Annotated in this window: 16 protein-coding genes and 2 pseudogenes; 7 read left to right on the top strand and 11 right to left on the bottom strand. The window is 65.4% G+C overall.

Annotated features, from left to right (window positions below; all coding sequences use genetic code 11):
- Window positions 1–89: 89 nt before the first annotated feature.
- The 6 genes and pseudogenes from cynS to BLT59_RS20900 all read right to left on the bottom strand — a co-directional run bounded on the left by cynS (window position 90) and on the right by BLT59_RS20900 (window position 4,196).
- Window positions 90–577, bottom strand: a pseudogene (gene cynS / locus BLT59_RS20875) (cyanase).
- 79 nt (window positions 578–656) lie between these two features.
- Window positions 657–1,844, bottom strand: coding sequence for an NAD-dependent formate dehydrogenase (locus BLT59_RS20880; RefSeq protein ID WP_091784840.1), 1,188 nt, complete (start codon window positions 1,842–1,844; stop codon window positions 657–659).
- A 284-nt stretch (window positions 1,845–2,128) separates the two neighbouring features.
- Window positions 2,129–2,326 (bottom strand): hypothetical protein, encoded by a 198-nt coding sequence (locus BLT59_RS20885; RefSeq protein ID WP_091784844.1) that lies wholly within the window; start codon window positions 2,324–2,326, stop codon window positions 2,129–2,131.
- A gap of 11 nt (window positions 2,327–2,337) precedes the next feature.
- A complete protein-coding gene (locus BLT59_RS20890; protein ID WP_091784847.1) occupies window positions 2,338–3,255 on the bottom strand; it encodes a LysR family transcriptional regulator in 918 nt (305 codons plus the stop codon).
- Window positions 3,256–3,283: 28 nt separating this feature from the next.
- Window positions 3,284–3,661 carry a hypothetical protein gene (locus BLT59_RS20895; RefSeq protein WP_091784849.1) on the bottom strand — a complete coding sequence of 126 codons (378 nt, stop codon included), beginning with the start codon at window positions 3,659–3,661 and terminating at the stop codon, window positions 3,284–3,286.
- Between the two features lie 190 nt (window positions 3,662–3,851).
- Entirely contained in the window at window positions 3,852–4,196 is a 345-nt protein-coding gene (locus BLT59_RS20900) for a winged helix-turn-helix domain-containing protein (protein ID WP_091784853.1), read from the bottom strand.
- 182 nt (window positions 4,197–4,378) lie between these two features.
- On the opposite strand from BLT59_RS20900, the gene BLT59_RS20905 reads away from it, so the two are divergent.
- A complete protein-coding gene (locus BLT59_RS20905; protein ID WP_091784856.1) occupies window positions 4,379–5,911 on the top strand; it encodes an aldehyde dehydrogenase family protein in 1,533 nt (510 codons plus the stop codon).
- Between the two features lie 45 nt (window positions 5,912–5,956).
- Here BLT59_RS20905 and glp read toward each other — a convergent pair whose 3' ends face one another.
- Window positions 5,957–7,195 (bottom strand): molybdopterin molybdotransferase MoeA, encoded by a 1,239-nt coding sequence (gene glp, locus BLT59_RS20910; RefSeq protein ID WP_244514079.1) that lies wholly within the window; start codon window positions 7,193–7,195, stop codon window positions 5,957–5,959.
- 185 nt (window positions 7,196–7,380) lie between these two features.
- On the opposite strand from glp, the gene modA reads away from it, so the two are divergent.
- The 3 genes from modA to BLT59_RS20925 all read left to right on the top strand — a co-directional run bounded on the left by modA (window position 7,381) and on the right by BLT59_RS20925 (window position 8,914).
- Entirely contained in the window at window positions 7,381–8,160 is a 780-nt protein-coding gene (modA, locus tag BLT59_RS20915) for a molybdate ABC transporter substrate-binding protein (protein WP_091784859.1), read from the top strand.
- 32 nt (window positions 8,161–8,192) lie between these two features.
- On the top strand, window positions 8,193–8,402 hold the full coding sequence (locus tag BLT59_RS20920) for a TOBE domain-containing protein (RefSeq protein WP_091784862.1): 210 nt from the start codon (window positions 8,193–8,195) through the stop codon (window positions 8,400–8,402).
- Between the two features lie 62 nt (window positions 8,403–8,464).
- On the top strand, window positions 8,465–8,914 hold the full coding sequence (locus BLT59_RS20925) for a hypothetical protein (RefSeq protein ID WP_139174084.1): 450 nt from the start codon (window positions 8,465–8,467) through the stop codon (window positions 8,912–8,914).
- Window positions 8,915–8,942: 28 nt separating this feature from the next.
- Here the strand turns inward: BLT59_RS20925 and BLT59_RS20930 are convergent, their stop codons facing one another.
- Entirely contained in the window at window positions 8,943–9,593 is a 651-nt protein-coding gene (locus BLT59_RS20930; protein WP_210185984.1) for a substrate-binding domain-containing protein, read from the bottom strand.
- 106 nt (window positions 9,594–9,699) lie between these two features.
- Between BLT59_RS20930 and BLT59_RS20935 the strand changes: the two genes are divergently transcribed.
- Window positions 9,700–10,887 carry an IS701 family transposase gene (locus BLT59_RS20935; protein ID WP_091784872.1) on the top strand — a complete coding sequence of 396 codons (1,188 nt, stop codon included), beginning with the start codon at window positions 9,700–9,702 and terminating at the stop codon, window positions 10,885–10,887.
- A gap of 251 nt (window positions 10,888–11,138) precedes the next feature.
- Window positions 11,139–11,944 (top strand): IS5 family transposase gene (locus tag BLT59_RS20940; RefSeq protein ID WP_091784875.1). Its coding sequence is split into 2 segments (ribosomal slippage): window positions 11,139–11,469 and window positions 11,469–11,944, totalling 807 coding nucleotides; the frame shifts between segments, so codons are not numbered across the junction.
- A gap of 253 nt (window positions 11,945–12,197) precedes the next feature.
- On the opposite strand, the gene BLT59_RS20945 is transcribed toward BLT59_RS20940, so the two are convergent.
- The 3 genes and pseudogenes from BLT59_RS20945 to BLT59_RS20955 all read right to left on the bottom strand — a co-directional run.
- Window positions 12,198–12,692 (bottom strand): SAM-dependent methyltransferase, encoded by a 495-nt coding sequence (locus BLT59_RS20945; RefSeq protein WP_091784878.1) that lies wholly within the window; start codon window positions 12,690–12,692, stop codon window positions 12,198–12,200.
- A 320-nt stretch (window positions 12,693–13,012) separates the two neighbouring features.
- Window positions 13,013–13,774: a molybdate ABC transporter substrate-binding protein gene (locus BLT59_RS20950; RefSeq protein ID WP_091784881.1), complete on the bottom strand. Its 762-nt coding sequence runs from the start codon at window positions 13,772–13,774 to the stop codon at window positions 13,013–13,015.
- Window positions 13,775–14,216: 442 nt separating this feature from the next.
- Window positions 14,217–14,552 (bottom strand): annotated as a pseudogene (locus BLT59_RS20955) (transposase); the annotation flags it as partial.
- 146 nt (window positions 14,553–14,698) lie between these two features.
- Here BLT59_RS20955 and BLT59_RS20960 point away from each other — a divergent pair.
- On the top strand, window positions 14,699–15,555 hold an 857-nt coding region (locus BLT59_RS20960; protein ID WP_091784884.1), incomplete at its 3' end, for an IS110 family transposase.

Below are 15,555 nucleotides of genomic sequence, written 5' to 3' on the forward strand. Positions count from 1 at the left end.
CTGGTCGACCGTTTCGGTCAAGCCTGTCCGTGGCGGTGCGGACAAGGTTCGGAGGCGCCATCCGTCACGGCCCGCCGGCCTTCTTGGATCTACGTTTCCTTGAGGCCGTATTCCGGCGTATCGTCGTCGTTGCCGTAGTACTTGTACGGCAGGAACTTGCCCGACATGGTGAGCTTCACGCGGTCACCCTTGTTGTCGGCCTCGCGGGCCATGTCCATGTTGAAGTCGATCGCCGACATGATGCCGTCGCCGAACTCCTCCTGGATCAGCTCCTTGAAGGTCGTTCCGTAGACCATCACCAGCTCGTAGAACCGGTAGATCAGCGGGTCGGTGGGCGGCATGGACGGGATCGAGCCGCGATAGGGCGGCTCGTTGAGCATCCGCTCCTCGGAGGGGGTGAGGCCGAAGAGCTCGGCCGCCCGCTTGGCCTGGACTTCGGCAGCTTCATCTGGCCCATGCAGGCCGCGGTGATCAGGAACGGCGACAGGCCGCCGATCTCCTCGTGGATGTGTTTCCAGCTCCAGCCCTTCTCGCGCTTGATGTCGAGAAGCTTCTCGGTGAGGTCCTCGCGCTTCATCGTCGGCTCCCGATCCCCTCGTGAGAGTGAAGCAGCCGGCCGCCGCGGCGGGCCGGCCACTTTGCTTTGGATACCGACGTCAGGCCTTGGCCATCTGCCCCTTGCCGGCGTCGCTCACGCTGTAGGAGCGGGCCCCGACGCCAGCGAGCTTGCCCCCCTGAACGATCAGATACTCGTCGCGGATGGGGCGGCTCTCGAAGTAGCATTCGAGGATCTCGCGCGTGCCGGCCGCGTAGCGCGCCTGGGCGGATAGCGAGGTGCCGGAGATATGTGGTGTCATGCCGTGATGTGGCATGGTCCGCCAGGGATGGTCCTTCGGCGCCGGTTGCGGGAACCAGACATCGCCGGCGTAGCCCGCGAGTTGACCGGACTCGAGGGCACGCACGATCGAGTCGGTGACCGCGAGCTTCCCACGAGCGGTGTTGACGAGGTAGGCGCCGCGCTTGAACAGCTTCAGAGTCTCGTCGTTGATCATGTGCTCCGTCTCCGGATGGAGGGGGCAGTTCAAGGTCACGACATCGCAGACGCCGTACATCTCCTCGCGGCTGGCGTGCCACGTCAGGCCCAGTTCCCGCTCGACGCTCTCCGGCAGCCGATGGCGGTCTGTGTAGTGCAGGTGCATATCGAACGGCTTGAGGCGCTTGAGCACCGCGAGGCCAATGCGGCCGGCGGCGACCGTGCCGACATGCATGCCCTCGACGTCATAAGAGCGGGCGACGCAGTCGGCGATGTTCCAGCCGCCCTTCACGACCCACTGGTGTGAGGGGATGTAGTTGCGGACGAGTCCGAGGATCATCATCACCACGTGCTCGGCGACGCTGATCGAATTGCAGAAGGTCACCTCCGCGACCGTGATGTCGTGCGCGTTCGCGCCATCGAGGTCCGTGTGGTCGGACCCGATGCCGGCGGTGACGATGAGCTTGAGCTTCTTCGCCTTTGCGATGCGCTCCTTCGTCATGTAGGCCGGCCAGAACGGCTGGGAGATCACGATCTCGGCGTCGTGCAAATGCTGATCGAGGACAGAATCCTCCCCTTCCTTGGAGGAGGTGACGATCAGTTCGTGACCGAGCCCTTCGAGGTAGGGACGCAGACCGAGTTCACCTGAGACGCTGCCGAGCAAGTGGCCCGGCTGGAAGTCGATAGCCTTCGGGGTCGGCAGGGTCTGGCCGTCGGAGTAGCGCTCGATCTTCGGCAGGTCGTCGCGCGCGTAGGACTGAGGCATTCCATCGACGGGATCATCGTAGAGGACGAGAACGATCTTGGCCATGAGATTTCCCTTTGCTCGAAGACAAAGGAGACGACGACCGGCAGCGCGATGTGAGGCGCCTTTTTCGAATCTTCGATGAAACCGGACGTTTCCCCGCGCGCGCTCCGTGAGAACTGATCTCGTCTCAACTGCAGCGGTGCGGGGTCATCTTCCTGGTCGACTTAAATTGAAGCAAATTGATTTTCCGAATTGCGTGATCGAAATCGTCGATCACGCATCCCAAGCCTGCGCGGCACCGGATGTTCGCCGATCGCGCGCGGTCCCGAGCCGAACTGTGTTCGAGATCAATGCCTGGTCATGGCGCGCAGGTCTTCCCGTCTCACCAGCAGCTCTGCCAGGTAGCGCCGGTAGAGGTCGAGGCTCGCCTGTCTTCGGATCTTGAAGGCCGCATACAGGCTGCCATCATCTGGCGCGCGCATCGCGATCAGGATGCTGTCCCGCACAGCCGTGATGTCGCGCTCGATCTGTTCGAGTTCGGTCATGGAGACATCCTTCATGCCGGTTCGCAGAGGTCGACAAAGGTCATGTCGTAGTCCGCGTCGAGGACGATCCGGAACAGCGCAGCGGCCATTGACGGCAGAGGGTCGCGCTCGGACAGGACGAGCCCGACCGACTGGCGGTACGCGGGCTCAACCAAGTCGCGCATGGCGAGATCGTCCGTACCGCCGAACAGGTGCCGGAAGGTGTGCGGGACGATGCTGGCGAAGCCGCCTTGGCGCAGATGCGCGCAGATCCCGAGGAACGAGTTGCTGGTCACCGCCGGCATCAACCGGAGGTCGAGGGAGGCGGCGAGGCCGTCGAGGATGCGGCGGTTCTGCATGTCCTCGCTCAAGAGGCAGAGCGTGCATCCTGCGGCATCGGCCCATGTCACGGTGTCTCGCTCGGCCAAGGGATGGTCGGCGCGCATCGCCAGGACATAACCCTCGCGGTAGAGGGGTACGCGCCGCACACGTTCCAAGGGTTCGTTCTCGAGGTAGGTGAGCCCGGCCTCGATCTCGAAGTTGTCGAGCGCGCGCTGGATCTCGCGGGAGGAAAGCGACCGGATCTCGATACCGGCCTCCGGATGGAATTGCCGGAATCGGACCGTGAGGAGGCCGACAGCACCCATCGCCGCTGGCACGACGCCGAGGCGCAGCACGCCGCGCAATCCCGCCCGCAAGCCGGAGAGGTCCTCACGGAGGCTGTCGTAGTCGATCAGGATCTGCCGGGCCCAGGCAAGCAGATGTTCCCCCTCGACCGTGAGGCCGAGATAGCGCTGGCTCCGTACGACCAGCGGAACCTGAAGATCTTCCTCCAGCTTTCGAATGGCGGCCGAAAGGGTCGATTGGGTGATGTTGCAGGCCTGGGCGGCGCGGGCGAAATGCTTCTCGCGGGCGAGGGCCACGAAGAAATGAAGGTGCCGCGCGAGCATCGAACGCCGCCTCCGCGGTCGGGCCGGGTCAGTTCACGTGCCCGGCCGTCTGGGCGCTGGCGGTCAAGAGCGTGCGACCCAGTTCCGCGAGCTGATCGCGAGCGAGATTGAAGGCCAGTGCCGTCGCCCCGACGCTGAAGACCAGGACGGGCTCGCCGCGCTCGTCGTCGCCGAGGGTGATGAGATCGACGGGGAAGGGCCGGGCCGACGCGGTGGACGGCTCCTGTTCCGATCCACTGCGACTGAGTGCCTGTCCACCCAGCGCGATCAGCAACCCGACAACGGATTGCACGTCGTCCCTGCATAGGACGATCTCGTTCACCTCGTGATCGTCGACGACGATTTGGAGACGGATGCGGTTTCCGTCCGTGCTCGTATCGCCCAGTACCCGCGTCACGAGCGGCATGTACTTCCCCCTCGACCGCCGATCACCGCCGGCACCGGCTCGTGTCGAGCGGCAGAGCGTCGGCAGGCGGCTGGGTGATCCGGACCGCGCCGATCGTTATATTCGATGTGATATATCGATCAAGCAGGAGGCCGACCGAAGGCCAGGGTTCGCGAGGGGTAGGTGCACCGGCTGACTGGGGGAGGGGCGTTCAGGTCTTGCTGTGCGCGGACGGGGCGATGCGCGCCAGAAACGGTGCCGCTGCCCGCTCGGCTGCCCGCTCGATCGCGCGGTAATGGGCGACGAGATCGGCCCCGAAGGCCGACAGCCGCGCGCCGCCACCGGCCTTGCCGCCGATCTGCGCCTCGATCACAGGCTGGCCGAACCCCTTGTTCATGTCCTCGATGAGCAGCCAAGCGCGGCGGTACGACATGTCGAGCGCGCGCCCGGCAGCGCTAATGGAGCCGTGCTCCGCGACCATCTCCAGGAGTTGCACCTTGCCCGGACCGATGCGGTTGTCGGGTGCCAAGTCGATCCGAATGCTGAGCCGGGCCATCGCGTCCTTCCTCGATCCCACCGCGTGTCTACCATCCCCGCGCACCACTATCATGCGCGACCGCGGTTGCCCCCTTCAACGACCGCTATATCCTAACGCGAACATCGCCCGGATGCGGCGACCTCGCCCCCGCGGCTTGGTTCACGCTCCGGTTGACGATGGGAACAGGGAGAAACCGAGCCATGAACGTCCGTGCCGACATTCCGGCCATCTCGCCCACCATCCCGCCCGCGATCCGCGACTGGCTGTCGAAGGACCGCACTCTCCTCATCGACGGCAAGTGGGTGCCCGCTCAATCGGGCAAGACCTTCGACGTCACGGATCCAGCCACTGGCGAGGTCATCGCCAAGGTCGCCGAGGGCGACAAGGCCGACGTCGATGCTGCCGTAAAGGCGGCGCGCCGCGCGTTCGAGAGCGGCCCGTGGTCGAAGATGACACCCTCCGCACGCGGCCGCCTGCTGCATCGGATCGGAGACCTGATCCTGGAGCATGCCGACGAACTCGCCGCTCTGGAGGCCATCGACAACGGTAAGCCGATGGCGGTCGCCAAGGCCGCCGACGTCACCCTTTCAGCCGACATGTTCCACTACATGTCCGGTTGGGCCACCAAGATCGAGGGCAAGTCGATCCCGCTCTCGGCGCTCGCGGCGCCGGGCTCGGACTTCTTCTCGGTGACCCGCCCCGAGCCGATCGGAGTGGTCGGCCAGATTATCCCGTGGAACTTCCCGCTGTTGATGGCGGCATGGAAGCTCGCGCCGGCGCTGACTACAGGCTGTACGGTGGTGCTCAAGGTCGCCGAAGAGACACCGCTCTCGGCGCTACGCCTGGGCGAACTGATGCTGGAAGCCGGCCTTCCGGACGGCGTGGTCAACATCATCGCCGGCTTCGGCGAGACCGCGGGCGCGGCGCTCGCCGGCCACCCGGACGTCAACAAGGTCGCGTTCACCGGCTCCACTGAGGTCGGCAAGCTGATCGTCAAGGCGGCTTCTGGCGACCTGAAGCGCGTATCGCTGGAGCTCGGCGGCAAGTCGCCCAACATCATCCTGCCCGACGCCGACCTGTCGCTAGCGATTCCGGGGGCAAACGCGGCGATCTTCTTCAACCACGGGCAATGCTGCAACGCCGGCTCGCGCCTGTTTGTGCACCGCTCGATCTTCGACAAGGTGGTGGAAGGCATCGCGGCGGAAGCCGGCAAGATCAAGCTCGGCCACGGGCTCGACGCAGGTACCGAGATGGGGCCACTCGTCTCCGCGGTACAGTATGAGCGTGTGACTGGGTACCTCGAGGCCGGGCGAAACGAGGGCGCCAAGACGATCGGGTGTGGCAACGCCGTGCCCTCGGGCAAGGGCTACTTCGTGCCGCCGACGATCCTCACCGACACCAATCCCGGAATGAAGGTGGTGCGCGAGGAGATCTTCGGGCCTGTTCTGGTGGCGACGCCCTTCGACGAGGTGGACGACGCGCTGATCGCAGAGGCCAACAACACGGTCTACGGGCTCGCGGCCGGCGTCTGGGGCAAGGACACAGGCCGGGCTCAGCAGATCGCGCATCGACTTCGGGCTGGTACGGTGTGGATCAACTGCTACCACGTCTTCGATGCCGCCCTGCCGTTCGGCGGTTACAAACAGTCCGGCTGGGGCCGTGAGATGGGCCAGGCGGTGCTGTCGAACTATCTTGAGACCAAGGCGATCACCACACGACTGGGAACGCTCTGACAATCACGCCGGCCCCGTCTGATCGAGGGGCCGGCAGCCGTCCCGTCAGAAGCCAGCGACGGTGTCGAACCGAACGATCTCGACGCTGTCGCCGGTACGGGCTGCGGGCGCCGACGGCGGTCTCACGACAACGGCGTCGGCGCCTGCCAAGCCTGACAGCATCGCGTTGTCCTGCGAAGGCAACGCAGTGAAGCTCAAACATCCGCCGGCCTCCCGGTCGAGACGGCCGCGAAGAAAGGTCGTTCGAGGTCCGACCGCCGCGATAGCGCTGCCGAGAACCGCCCACTCACGAACCGCGTCCTGGCGGCCCGCACCACCGAGCAGCGCTATGGCGGGCTTGAGGAAGATCAGGGCGGCGATCGTCGCAGCGCAGGCGTTGCCAGGCAGGCCGAGGATCGGAAGCGATCCTAAGGTTCCGAACAGCGTCGCTTTCGCTGGTCGCATCTGCACCTTGTGGAACGCAGCCTTGAAACCGAGTCCTGCAAGCGTCTGGCCCATAAAGTCGAAATCGCCGACGGACGCCCCGCCGGACGTCACCAGAAGGTCCACATCGACGGTCGATAGGATCCGAGCCAGAGTATCGGGATCGTCGCGCACGATACCGAGGTCGATCGGTATGCCGCCCCAGGCACGAACGAGGGCTTTCAGCGTCGGTCGATTGGCATCGATGATCTGTGCGCCGCCGCCGGGCGACAACGAATCCGACAGCTCATCGCCCATCGAGAGGACAGCGACCCGCGGCCGGCTGTAGACCCGCGCGTGAAGATGCCCCGACGAGGCCAGCAGGCCGATGTCACGCGCGTTCAGCCGGCGGCCTGCACGGACGATCGACTGACCCGTCTCGAAGTTGCTGCCCGCAGTTCGGATATGGCGATATGGCTCGGCGCCCGGCAGGAGGACAATCCGTCCATCGACCTGCTCGGTGAGCTCCTGGATCACGACGGTATCGGCACCCGAGGGAATCGGCGCCCCGGTGAAAATGCGGAGGCAGGTACCGGGCGAGAGCCGAGCGCCGACGGTGTCGCCGGCCTTGATGGCGCCGGTACAGGGCAGTGGCGCGCCGGCGTCACTCCAACGGAGAGCGTAGCCGTCCATTGCGGCAACTGGAAACGGTGGCGCGTTGAGCCGAGCGACTATGTCGATCGCGGCCACGCGGCCCAACGCGTCGTCGAGAATCACGCTTGCGGCGCCTACCGGACGGAGAAGTGCCGCCATCCGATCCAGCGCCGCCTGGACCTCAACCCCCAAGGCGACACCGCCGACCGATGGCTTCGTCGCTTCCACCTCATCCTCCTCCGGATCGTGTATCGATTCCGCTGCCACCACTACCCGCGGCTATGCATCGTCGTATATAGCGATTCCGAGAGTTGGGGCTGCGCGGTTCGCGCCTTCACGGCCTCGCTTCAGAGAGTGGCCTGAGCCAAATTGTCGGCGTGCCATCCCTACTACTGAGCAGGAACCCCAGCCGCATGCACCGTCTGATCCGCACCGGCCTGATCGCCGTACTGCTCCTCGCCGCCGGCGCAGCTCAGGCGGCGGAGACTACGACTGTGTTTGCGGCGGCCAGCCTCAAGAACGCATTGGACGATGCCGGCAAGGCATTCACCGCGCAGTCCGGAATCGCGATCCGGTCGAGCTACGCCGCGTCGTCCGCTCTCGCCCGGCAGATCGAGAGCGGGGCGCCTGCCGATCTGTTCGCCTCGGCCGACCTCGAATGGATGGACTACCTCGCCAAGAAAAATCTCATCCGACCGGACACGCGGGTGAACCTGCTGAACAACCGCTTGGTCGTGGTCGCACCAAAGGACGCGAAGGAGGCCACGATCGCCTTTACGCCGGAGGGTTTTGCCAAGGCGCTCGGCCCTGACGGCCGACTTGCCACCGGCGAGGTCAACTCCGTGCCGATCGGCAAGTACGCCAAGACCGCCTTCGAGAAACTCGGCCTGTGGGCTGGGATCCAGCCTCGGCTCGCCCAGACGGACAATGTCCGGGCGGCTTTGGCCCTGGTATCGCGCGGTGAGGCTCCGCTCGGCGTGGTCTATGAGAGCGATGCGAAGTCGGATCCGAACGTGAAGGTCGTGGGCGTGTTTCCGGCGGACAGCCACCCGCCGGTGGTGTACCCGTTCGCCGTCACCGCGGACGCGAAGGGCGATGGTGCGAAGCGTTTCCTGGACTTCCTCCGGAGCGCTGCAGCCAAGCCGTTCTTCGAGGCTCAGGGCTTCAGCGTCATCGACGGTGGCAAGAACTAACCAGCCCCGAACGGGCCAGGAAGGCGGATATCGTGAAGATCAGCGCGCGCAACATCATCAAGGGCACCGTGGCTGCGATCGAGAAGGGCGCCACCACGGCGCACGTGAAGATCGAGATCATGCCCGGGCAGATCGTCACCGCCGCCGTCACCAACGAGGCTGTCGACAGCCTCAAGCTCGTGGTCGGCGGCCCGGCCTACGCCGTGATTAAGGCGTCCGACGTCATGGTCGCGGTCGACTGATGACGTCGAGATCCCGCGCCATCCTGACGGTCGGGCTGGTGGTCTGCTGCATCGGCCCGGCGGTGGCCGAGGATGCGCCGGCCTGCGCGAGCTTTGCGTGGTCGGTGGCGCGGGATCGCGCCGCATTCGCGGCGCCAGACCTGCCCGTGCTCGCCTCTGGGTCGACCTTACCGGCTGGCACGGGGGCGGCGCAGGTGGCTCTGAAGCCGGCGGCGGACGTGGCACTGCCGGTTCAATCCGAGAGGACGGCAAAACCAGGGACGTTTGCGGGCTTCGTCACGGCCGCGGTGCCCTCCGCCGGCACCTATCAGCTGACGCTTTCAGACGATGCCTGGATCGACGTCAGTCAGGATGGACGCACGACGCTCAAGCCTGAGCGCATCAGCGGAAAGGCGGGTTGCCCAGAGGTCCGCAAGAGCCTGCGCTTCGCCCTCGGCCCTGGCCCGATAACGATTGAGATTGGCCGCGCGCCGAACCCACAGATCAAGCTCGACCTGCTTTCTGTTGAGTGACCGCGAGAACGGGACTGTCGCAATTGCCTTATAACCCGCTGATCGGCGCGAGCTCGTGGCGGGTAAGGATTGCCTGCCCCTTCTCGGAGACGAGGAACAGGGCGAGGCGCATGGCGTCCGGGTTTTCGGTGATGAGCGCCATGGCATAGGTCGCCGGCACCGACAGATTGGAAGGCAGTCGCACCAGGTTGAGACCGGGCGCCTCCTTCATCGTGCCACCTTGGCCGCTGCAGTAGTACAGGAGCGCGTCAGCGTTGTTGCCCAGAAAGACGGTAGCGCTGGGACTGCGGCCTGCCATCGGCACCATCGCGTTTGGTGAGCCGAGCAGCTTGAGCGCCTTCTTCTCCAGCACGGCCTTGGCGCCGGGATGCACGGCCTCGGCACGCTCGAAGATGGCTTGGGCATAGTCGCCACCGGGATCAGCGCCGGGCGTCGAGGTCGCTAGCCGCAAGTCGGGCTTGAGTAGGCGGTCGAGCAGATTGTCCGGGGTCAGGCCGAGATCAGCGCGGGCGAGCACGCACAGCGTGTTGCGGGCGAATGGCACGACGGCCTTGGCCTTGCCTGCCTCGGCGAGGCGGCGGGGGCCGGCCAAGTCGGCGGAGAGGTAGAGGTCCGCCTGCTCTCCGTTCTCGATCCGTTGCCGCAGCAGCCCGGCTGGCCCAAAGGTTGGCGCGGCCACCGCTTCCGCGGGTAGGCCGGAGGCGGCAATCACGTCTTTAGTACTACAGTTGCGTATCAAGGCGTGATGTGGTCCGCTGGCCGTCTGCGAGAGCGGAGGCTTGGCGATGTCGGTGGCGTCTTGGTCTGGTTCGCTGTTGGCCTGGGAGCGGGAGCTCGCATCGTTGAAGGATCGCGTTGGGCTGTGCGTGCGGCGGCGCGAGTTGCGAACGTCGATCGGGCACTATCTCGACGGGCTCCTATCCGGCGTCGAACGCAAGACAGGCTGGCTACTGGCCGAGCGCGCGGGTGACGCGCGGCCGCATCGGTTACAGGCCGTCCTGGGACGGGGGCGATGGGACGCGGACGCGGCGCGCGATCTCGTGCGGACCTATGCAGCCGAGGCTCTGGCCGACCCTGACGCGGTGCTGGTGGTCGACGAGACCGGCTTTCTGAAGAAGGGCGCGCACTCCGTCGGCGTGGCGCGGCAGTACTCCGGAACGGCCGGGCGCATCGACAACTGTCAGGTCGGTGTGTTCGTGGCCTATGCCAGCCGCTACGGCCAGGCGCTGATCGACAGGCGGCTGTTCCTGCCCGAGGCCTGGGCCGCCGATCAGGCTCGACGCGCCAAGGCCGGCGTCCCCGATACGGTCGAGTTTGCCACCAAGCCGACGATCGCGCGCACGTTGATCGCCGCAGCGCTTGATGCCGGGCTGCCCTGCGCCTTCGTGCTGGCCGACGCGCTGTATGGGTCGGATAAGCGGCTGCGGATGATGCTGGAGACGCGCGCGCAGCCCTACGTGCTCGCGGTGCGTAGCAACGAGCGCCTGATGACGATAGCGGATGGCTTCTCGACCCGCGACGCGTCCGACATCGCCGACGCACTGCCCGCCTCTGCTTGGCATCGGTATGCAGCCGGAGAGGGGTCGAAGGGGCCGCGGCTCTACGACTGGGCGCGGGTGCGTCTCCTGCGCCTACAGACGCCGCCCTGGGACCACTGGCTGTTGATCCGACGCAGCCTGCGTGAGCCGTCTGAACGCGCCTACTACGTCGTGTTCGCACCTATGGAGACCACGCTGGCCGAACTGGCCGGTGTGGCTGGTCTACGCTGGACGATCGAGACCTGCTTTGGCACCGCCAAGGGTGAACTCGGCCTCGATCATTGCGAGGCCCGCTCCTGGGACGGGTGGCACCGTCACATGACGCTGTGCATGGCCGCGCTCGCCTTCCTCGCGCGGCTGCGCGCCGAGTTGGTGCGCCTTGCAACTGGTAAACCGAACGAAACGAGTCCGGACGCCGTCGTCGAGGCCGCCTGAAGCGACGTGCGCCCCGACAATTGTCCGAGCACATGTTGCCGCTCTCCGTCCCAGAGATCAGGCACCTGCTCGCCCGTCTCGTTCTTGCCATCGCACCGGTGCGCGCCTTGCTATTGGCTTGGTCTGTCTGGCGACGACGGCATCAGACAGCCGCCAGGGCTGCTCACGTTCGATCCCGGCGAAAAATGCAACTGTAGTATTAGAGCGCCTAACAGAACGGGCACGGGTAGGTGGGTCAGGCGTTGTCCGACATGGCTCGCCCACTTCTACCTGACGATCTCTGGGACGTGATCGCCCCGCTCCTGCCGCCGCCCCGGCCACGCCCGAAGGGCGGGCGCCGTCCGATCGAGAACCGAGCGGCGCTGACCGGGATCCTGTTCGTGCTGCGCTCCGGCCTGCCCTGGGAGATGCTGCCGGCCGAGATGGGCTGCGGCTGCGGGATGAGCTGCTGGCGCCGGCTTCGCGACTGGCAGGAGGCGGGGGTGTGGGGGCGCCTGCATCAGGTCCTGCTGGAGCGCCTGCACGCGGCGGGTGAGATCGACTGGAGTCGGGCGAGCCTGGACAGCGCGTCTGTTCCGGCGAAAAAAGGGGCTCTGCCACCGGCCCGAACCCGACGGACCGGGGCAAGCCGGGCACGAAGCGCCACCTCATCACCGACGCGCGTGGCACGCCGCTCAGCTTCTGCCTGAGCGGGGCCAATCGGCACGACAGCCCGATGCTGGCCCCGACGCTCGACGCCATCCCGCCTCTGAGCAGCGGACGGCGCGGGCGACCGCGCCGGCGGCCCAGCAAGCTGCACGCCGACAAGGCCTACGATGCCAGGGTGAGGCGGCAGGAATGCCGGGCCCGCGGGATCGTGCCGCGCATCGCCCGCAAAGGCATCGAGAGCAGCGAGAAACTCGGGCGTCACCGCTGGGTCGTCGAGCGCACCCACGCGTGGTTCAATCGCTTCCGCCGGTTGCCGGTGCGCTACGAGCGACGCGCCGACATCTACGAAGCCTTCACAAGCCTCGCTGCCAGCCTCATCACCCTCAACCAGATCAGACGGTTCTGTTAGGCGCTCTTAAGTGCGGCTACGAGGCTGCCGGCAGCGTAGACCCGCACCGGCGCTGCCCATGCATCGGTCGCAAAGGTCAGCGTGAAAGATCCCATGAGTGCCGCTAGGCGAAGCGCACTTGCCGGCGCGCGGAGGTAGGAGTTGACCAAGGAAATCTCCAGACACGCGCCTCAGGGCTATATCTGACTGGATATAGCCCATCGCCAATCGGCGGCACCCCTGGCGCGGACACTTTATGCATCCAATCGAGGTGTCAGATGTCGGTCTCGTAGTCGCCAGGCTGCGGTGGGGCGATGGGCGTGAAGAGGGACCGGTCTGGCTTGAGGTCGAGGAGCGGCGTCCCATCCAGGCAGTCGAGGCCTCGAACCATCAGCTTGTGCCCCTCAATGGCGATCAGCGTGGCGATCGATGTGCCGATTGGGTTCGGTCGCACAGGCGAGCGTAGAGCAAAGGTGCCCAGCGTGATCCCATTGTTGGCTGGGCTCTGGCGGACGAGATCCCGCCGGGAGGCATCGAGCCAGTAAAGCACTTCGATCCTGTCGTAGGCGTCGAGCCCATCCAAGGCAGCAACCCAAGGTTCGAAGACCTCGATGCGGCATAGTGGGCCGTCTGGACGTCCTTGTCGCGGGCAGACGAGGCGATCGCTCCATGGCGTATTGATGCGGCCGATGTAGATTAGCCCAGCGTCACGTTTTGTGGGCTCTACGACAGCGACTTCGCCTGCTCGGATCTCGTTGAGACGTACCATGCGGTGCCCTTTTCAATCGGTGTGAGGCCTGTACTGGTACTTCGTCCGCTTTCGGGCTACGGCGAGGGCTAGTTGTGCGACCGCAATGGGCGCAAAGCCGAACGGCCGGTTCTGCGAACACTCGAGCTTCGGCATGACGCACTCTGGAGAAGAGCCGAGCGGAGTGCAGGCGGCCGGGTTGGGTCGAATGCGGAACTTCCACTTCGAGGCGAGTGGCTGACTTCCGCTTCTCACCCCGAGCGGCCATTCCGTTCCACCTTCTACCCAATCCAGGCTTGCGCGAGGTCTGCTTCTTAGGGGGCGGCAACCAAACTGATCAATTAGCCGGGTTCCAGACCCTTGGCGCGGATGATCGCTGCCGCGGCAGGAGCCTTGAGAAATTCAAGGAACGCCCCAGCCCGAGCCTTGTCCGCGGTGGCCGAGGTACCTCCAGTCAGCACCACGAAAGACTGAACCTCCGCAGGGAACGGACCGACCACGTCTACCCCTGAAACTGACATCAACTCAGGCATCAGTTGTACAGCAAGGTCCGCCTCGCCGCGAGCGACGACATCTCCGGTCAAACCGTTCGGGATCGCTTTGCCCCTGGCCTTCACCTCGTCGGCAATCCCGAGCTTCTGAAGAGCGGCGGCGAAAACCGCGCCGCTCGCGCCAGACGTGCTATAGGCTACTGATCCTGCGCTGATGAGTGCCCGCTTTAGTGCTTCCGCGAAGGCGATGTCAGGCCGCGCGGCACCTTTTTTGACGGCGAGGCCGACGCCCGTGCGAGCGAGAGTAGTCGCGGTGCCGTCCAAAACCTTGCCCTGCTGAATAAGGGCCGCAATAAGGGGCGGCGTCAGGACCACAACGTCGAACGCTTTGCCAGCCTCGATCTGCGCCTTGAGGATAGCGGAAGTGTCATAGGTGACGTTGAGGCGGTCACCGCTCGCCTGCTCGAACTGCGGCACGAGTTCAACCAGGGCGGTCTTCAGCCCCTGTGAGCAGAGCACGGTGACCTCGGCTGCGTGGGCGTTGACCGCGATACCGTGGACGGAAATTGCGAGCAGACAGAGCGTGCGTAGCTTTCCTGCAAATTCGATCATCGTGCCCCCTCAGCTCTGGCTCCATTAACTCCGCATTCGCTCCCTGCATCAAAGGCGGCCTGGAACATCCTCCAGACTAGGTAGCCAATTTGCTCAGCTTGCGCGCCACCGAATGACGAATGCCGCTGACCACTGAAAGTCCGGTTCCAACCGTACAGCAGGAGTCTGCTTCCCACCCATAGCGACCAGCCCGCTTCCGGCCGATTGTGTTGAAAAACTCGGTACCAGGCTGAAACAGCACTGCGAGTCACGTTGGCTGGAGAAGGTCCTGCTAGCACATCGCTCAGAATTCGACGCGAAGGTAGGCTTGCATTGGACAAGGGGGGCGAAAATTCTCAGTAGCGCCTCCTTCGATGAAGCCTGAAGCAGTGCCTCCGAGTTTTTTAACAAGATCGGCCCTAAGCAGACTGGCCTGCCCCCATCCGGTGGCCCATGTTCGAAGTTAGTGCATCGTCGGTCGCGTGACGATGGTAGGGCGAGCGGACGGTACTGAGCCGCTCGGTTCGGTTGGCCAGATGACGGCCTCTGGCGCAGGCGGGCAGTAGCCGAGGGATGAGTGCGGCCGGATGCTGTTGTAGTGCCTCCGCCATTGCTCGATCACGACGCTGGCTTCCTTGAGGGTGTAGAACACCTCGCCGTTGAGGAGTTCATCGCGCAGCTTCGCGTTAAAGCTCTCGCAGTACCCGTTCTCCCACGGACTGCCTGGCTCGATGTAGGCGGTCTCTGAGCCGACTGCCGCGATCCAGTCACGGACAGACCGAGCGATGAACTCAGGTCCATAGCACATCAGGAAGATGGCTCGACGGTTCGGGGGCGGCGCGCGAAGCCATGCTGAGCGCAGCGCGCCGCCTTGGGCGGTCATGGCCGATCGGCAGGTCTCTAGAGTGACGGTGTTCGAAGCCTCATTCCTGAGACGGATCGACCATGACCAGACCACAGCTTACGCCGCCGGCCGGCGTTCTCGTAGCCATCGACATCGCCAAGGCCCGCAACGAGGTCCTGATCGAGGTGCCCGGCTCCGGCCGACGACGCCGGTTGAGCGTCCTCAACACCCGCGCCGAGCACGACCGTCTGATCGCGCTGCTATCGGACCTCGGTCAGCCGGTGACCTGCGGCTTCGAGGCCACCGGCAACTATCACCGCCCGATCGCCTGGCGCCTGCTCCAGGCCGGCTTTGCCGTGCGCCTGGTCTCCTCCGTGGGGCTCGCCCGCACCCGCGAGGCCCTGCACAACGGCTGGGACAAGAACGACCCGAAGGACGCCCAGGTCATGCTGCACATGATCCGCATCGGCGCCTCGCAGGTGTACCACGACCCGCTCGCCGCCGGCATCAACGACGTGCAGGAACTGTCCAAAACGCACGACGCCGTCTCAAAAGCCAAGACCGAGGTGCTGCATCGGATCCTGACCCACTACCTGCCGCTGTACTTCCCGGAGGTCGACCGCTTCCGCCACAACAGCCGCTCGGACTGGTTCTTCGCCTTCCTCGATCGCTTCCCCACGCCCGCCTGCATCACCGCGCTGAGCAAGGAAGCCTTCATCGCTGCCGCCTGGGATGTCGTCGGGCGCAAGGTCGCCAAGGCGCAACTGCTCGGCGACATCTACGAGACGGCCCGCAGCTCGATTGGCCTGCCGGTGCCGCCTGACGCTCCGGCGGTGAGCATGTTCCGGCTCGTCATCGGCGAGGCGCGCGGGCTGATCCAGCAGCGCGACGCCATCGAGGCCACGGCCGACGCCCTCCTGACGGACAGCTCCGACTACAAGCTGCTGCGCCGCATCCC

The sequence above is a fragment of the Methylobacterium sp. UNC378MF genome (assembly GCF_900103195.1).
GTDB lineage: Bacteria > Pseudomonadota > Alphaproteobacteria > Rhizobiales > Beijerinckiaceae > Methylobacterium.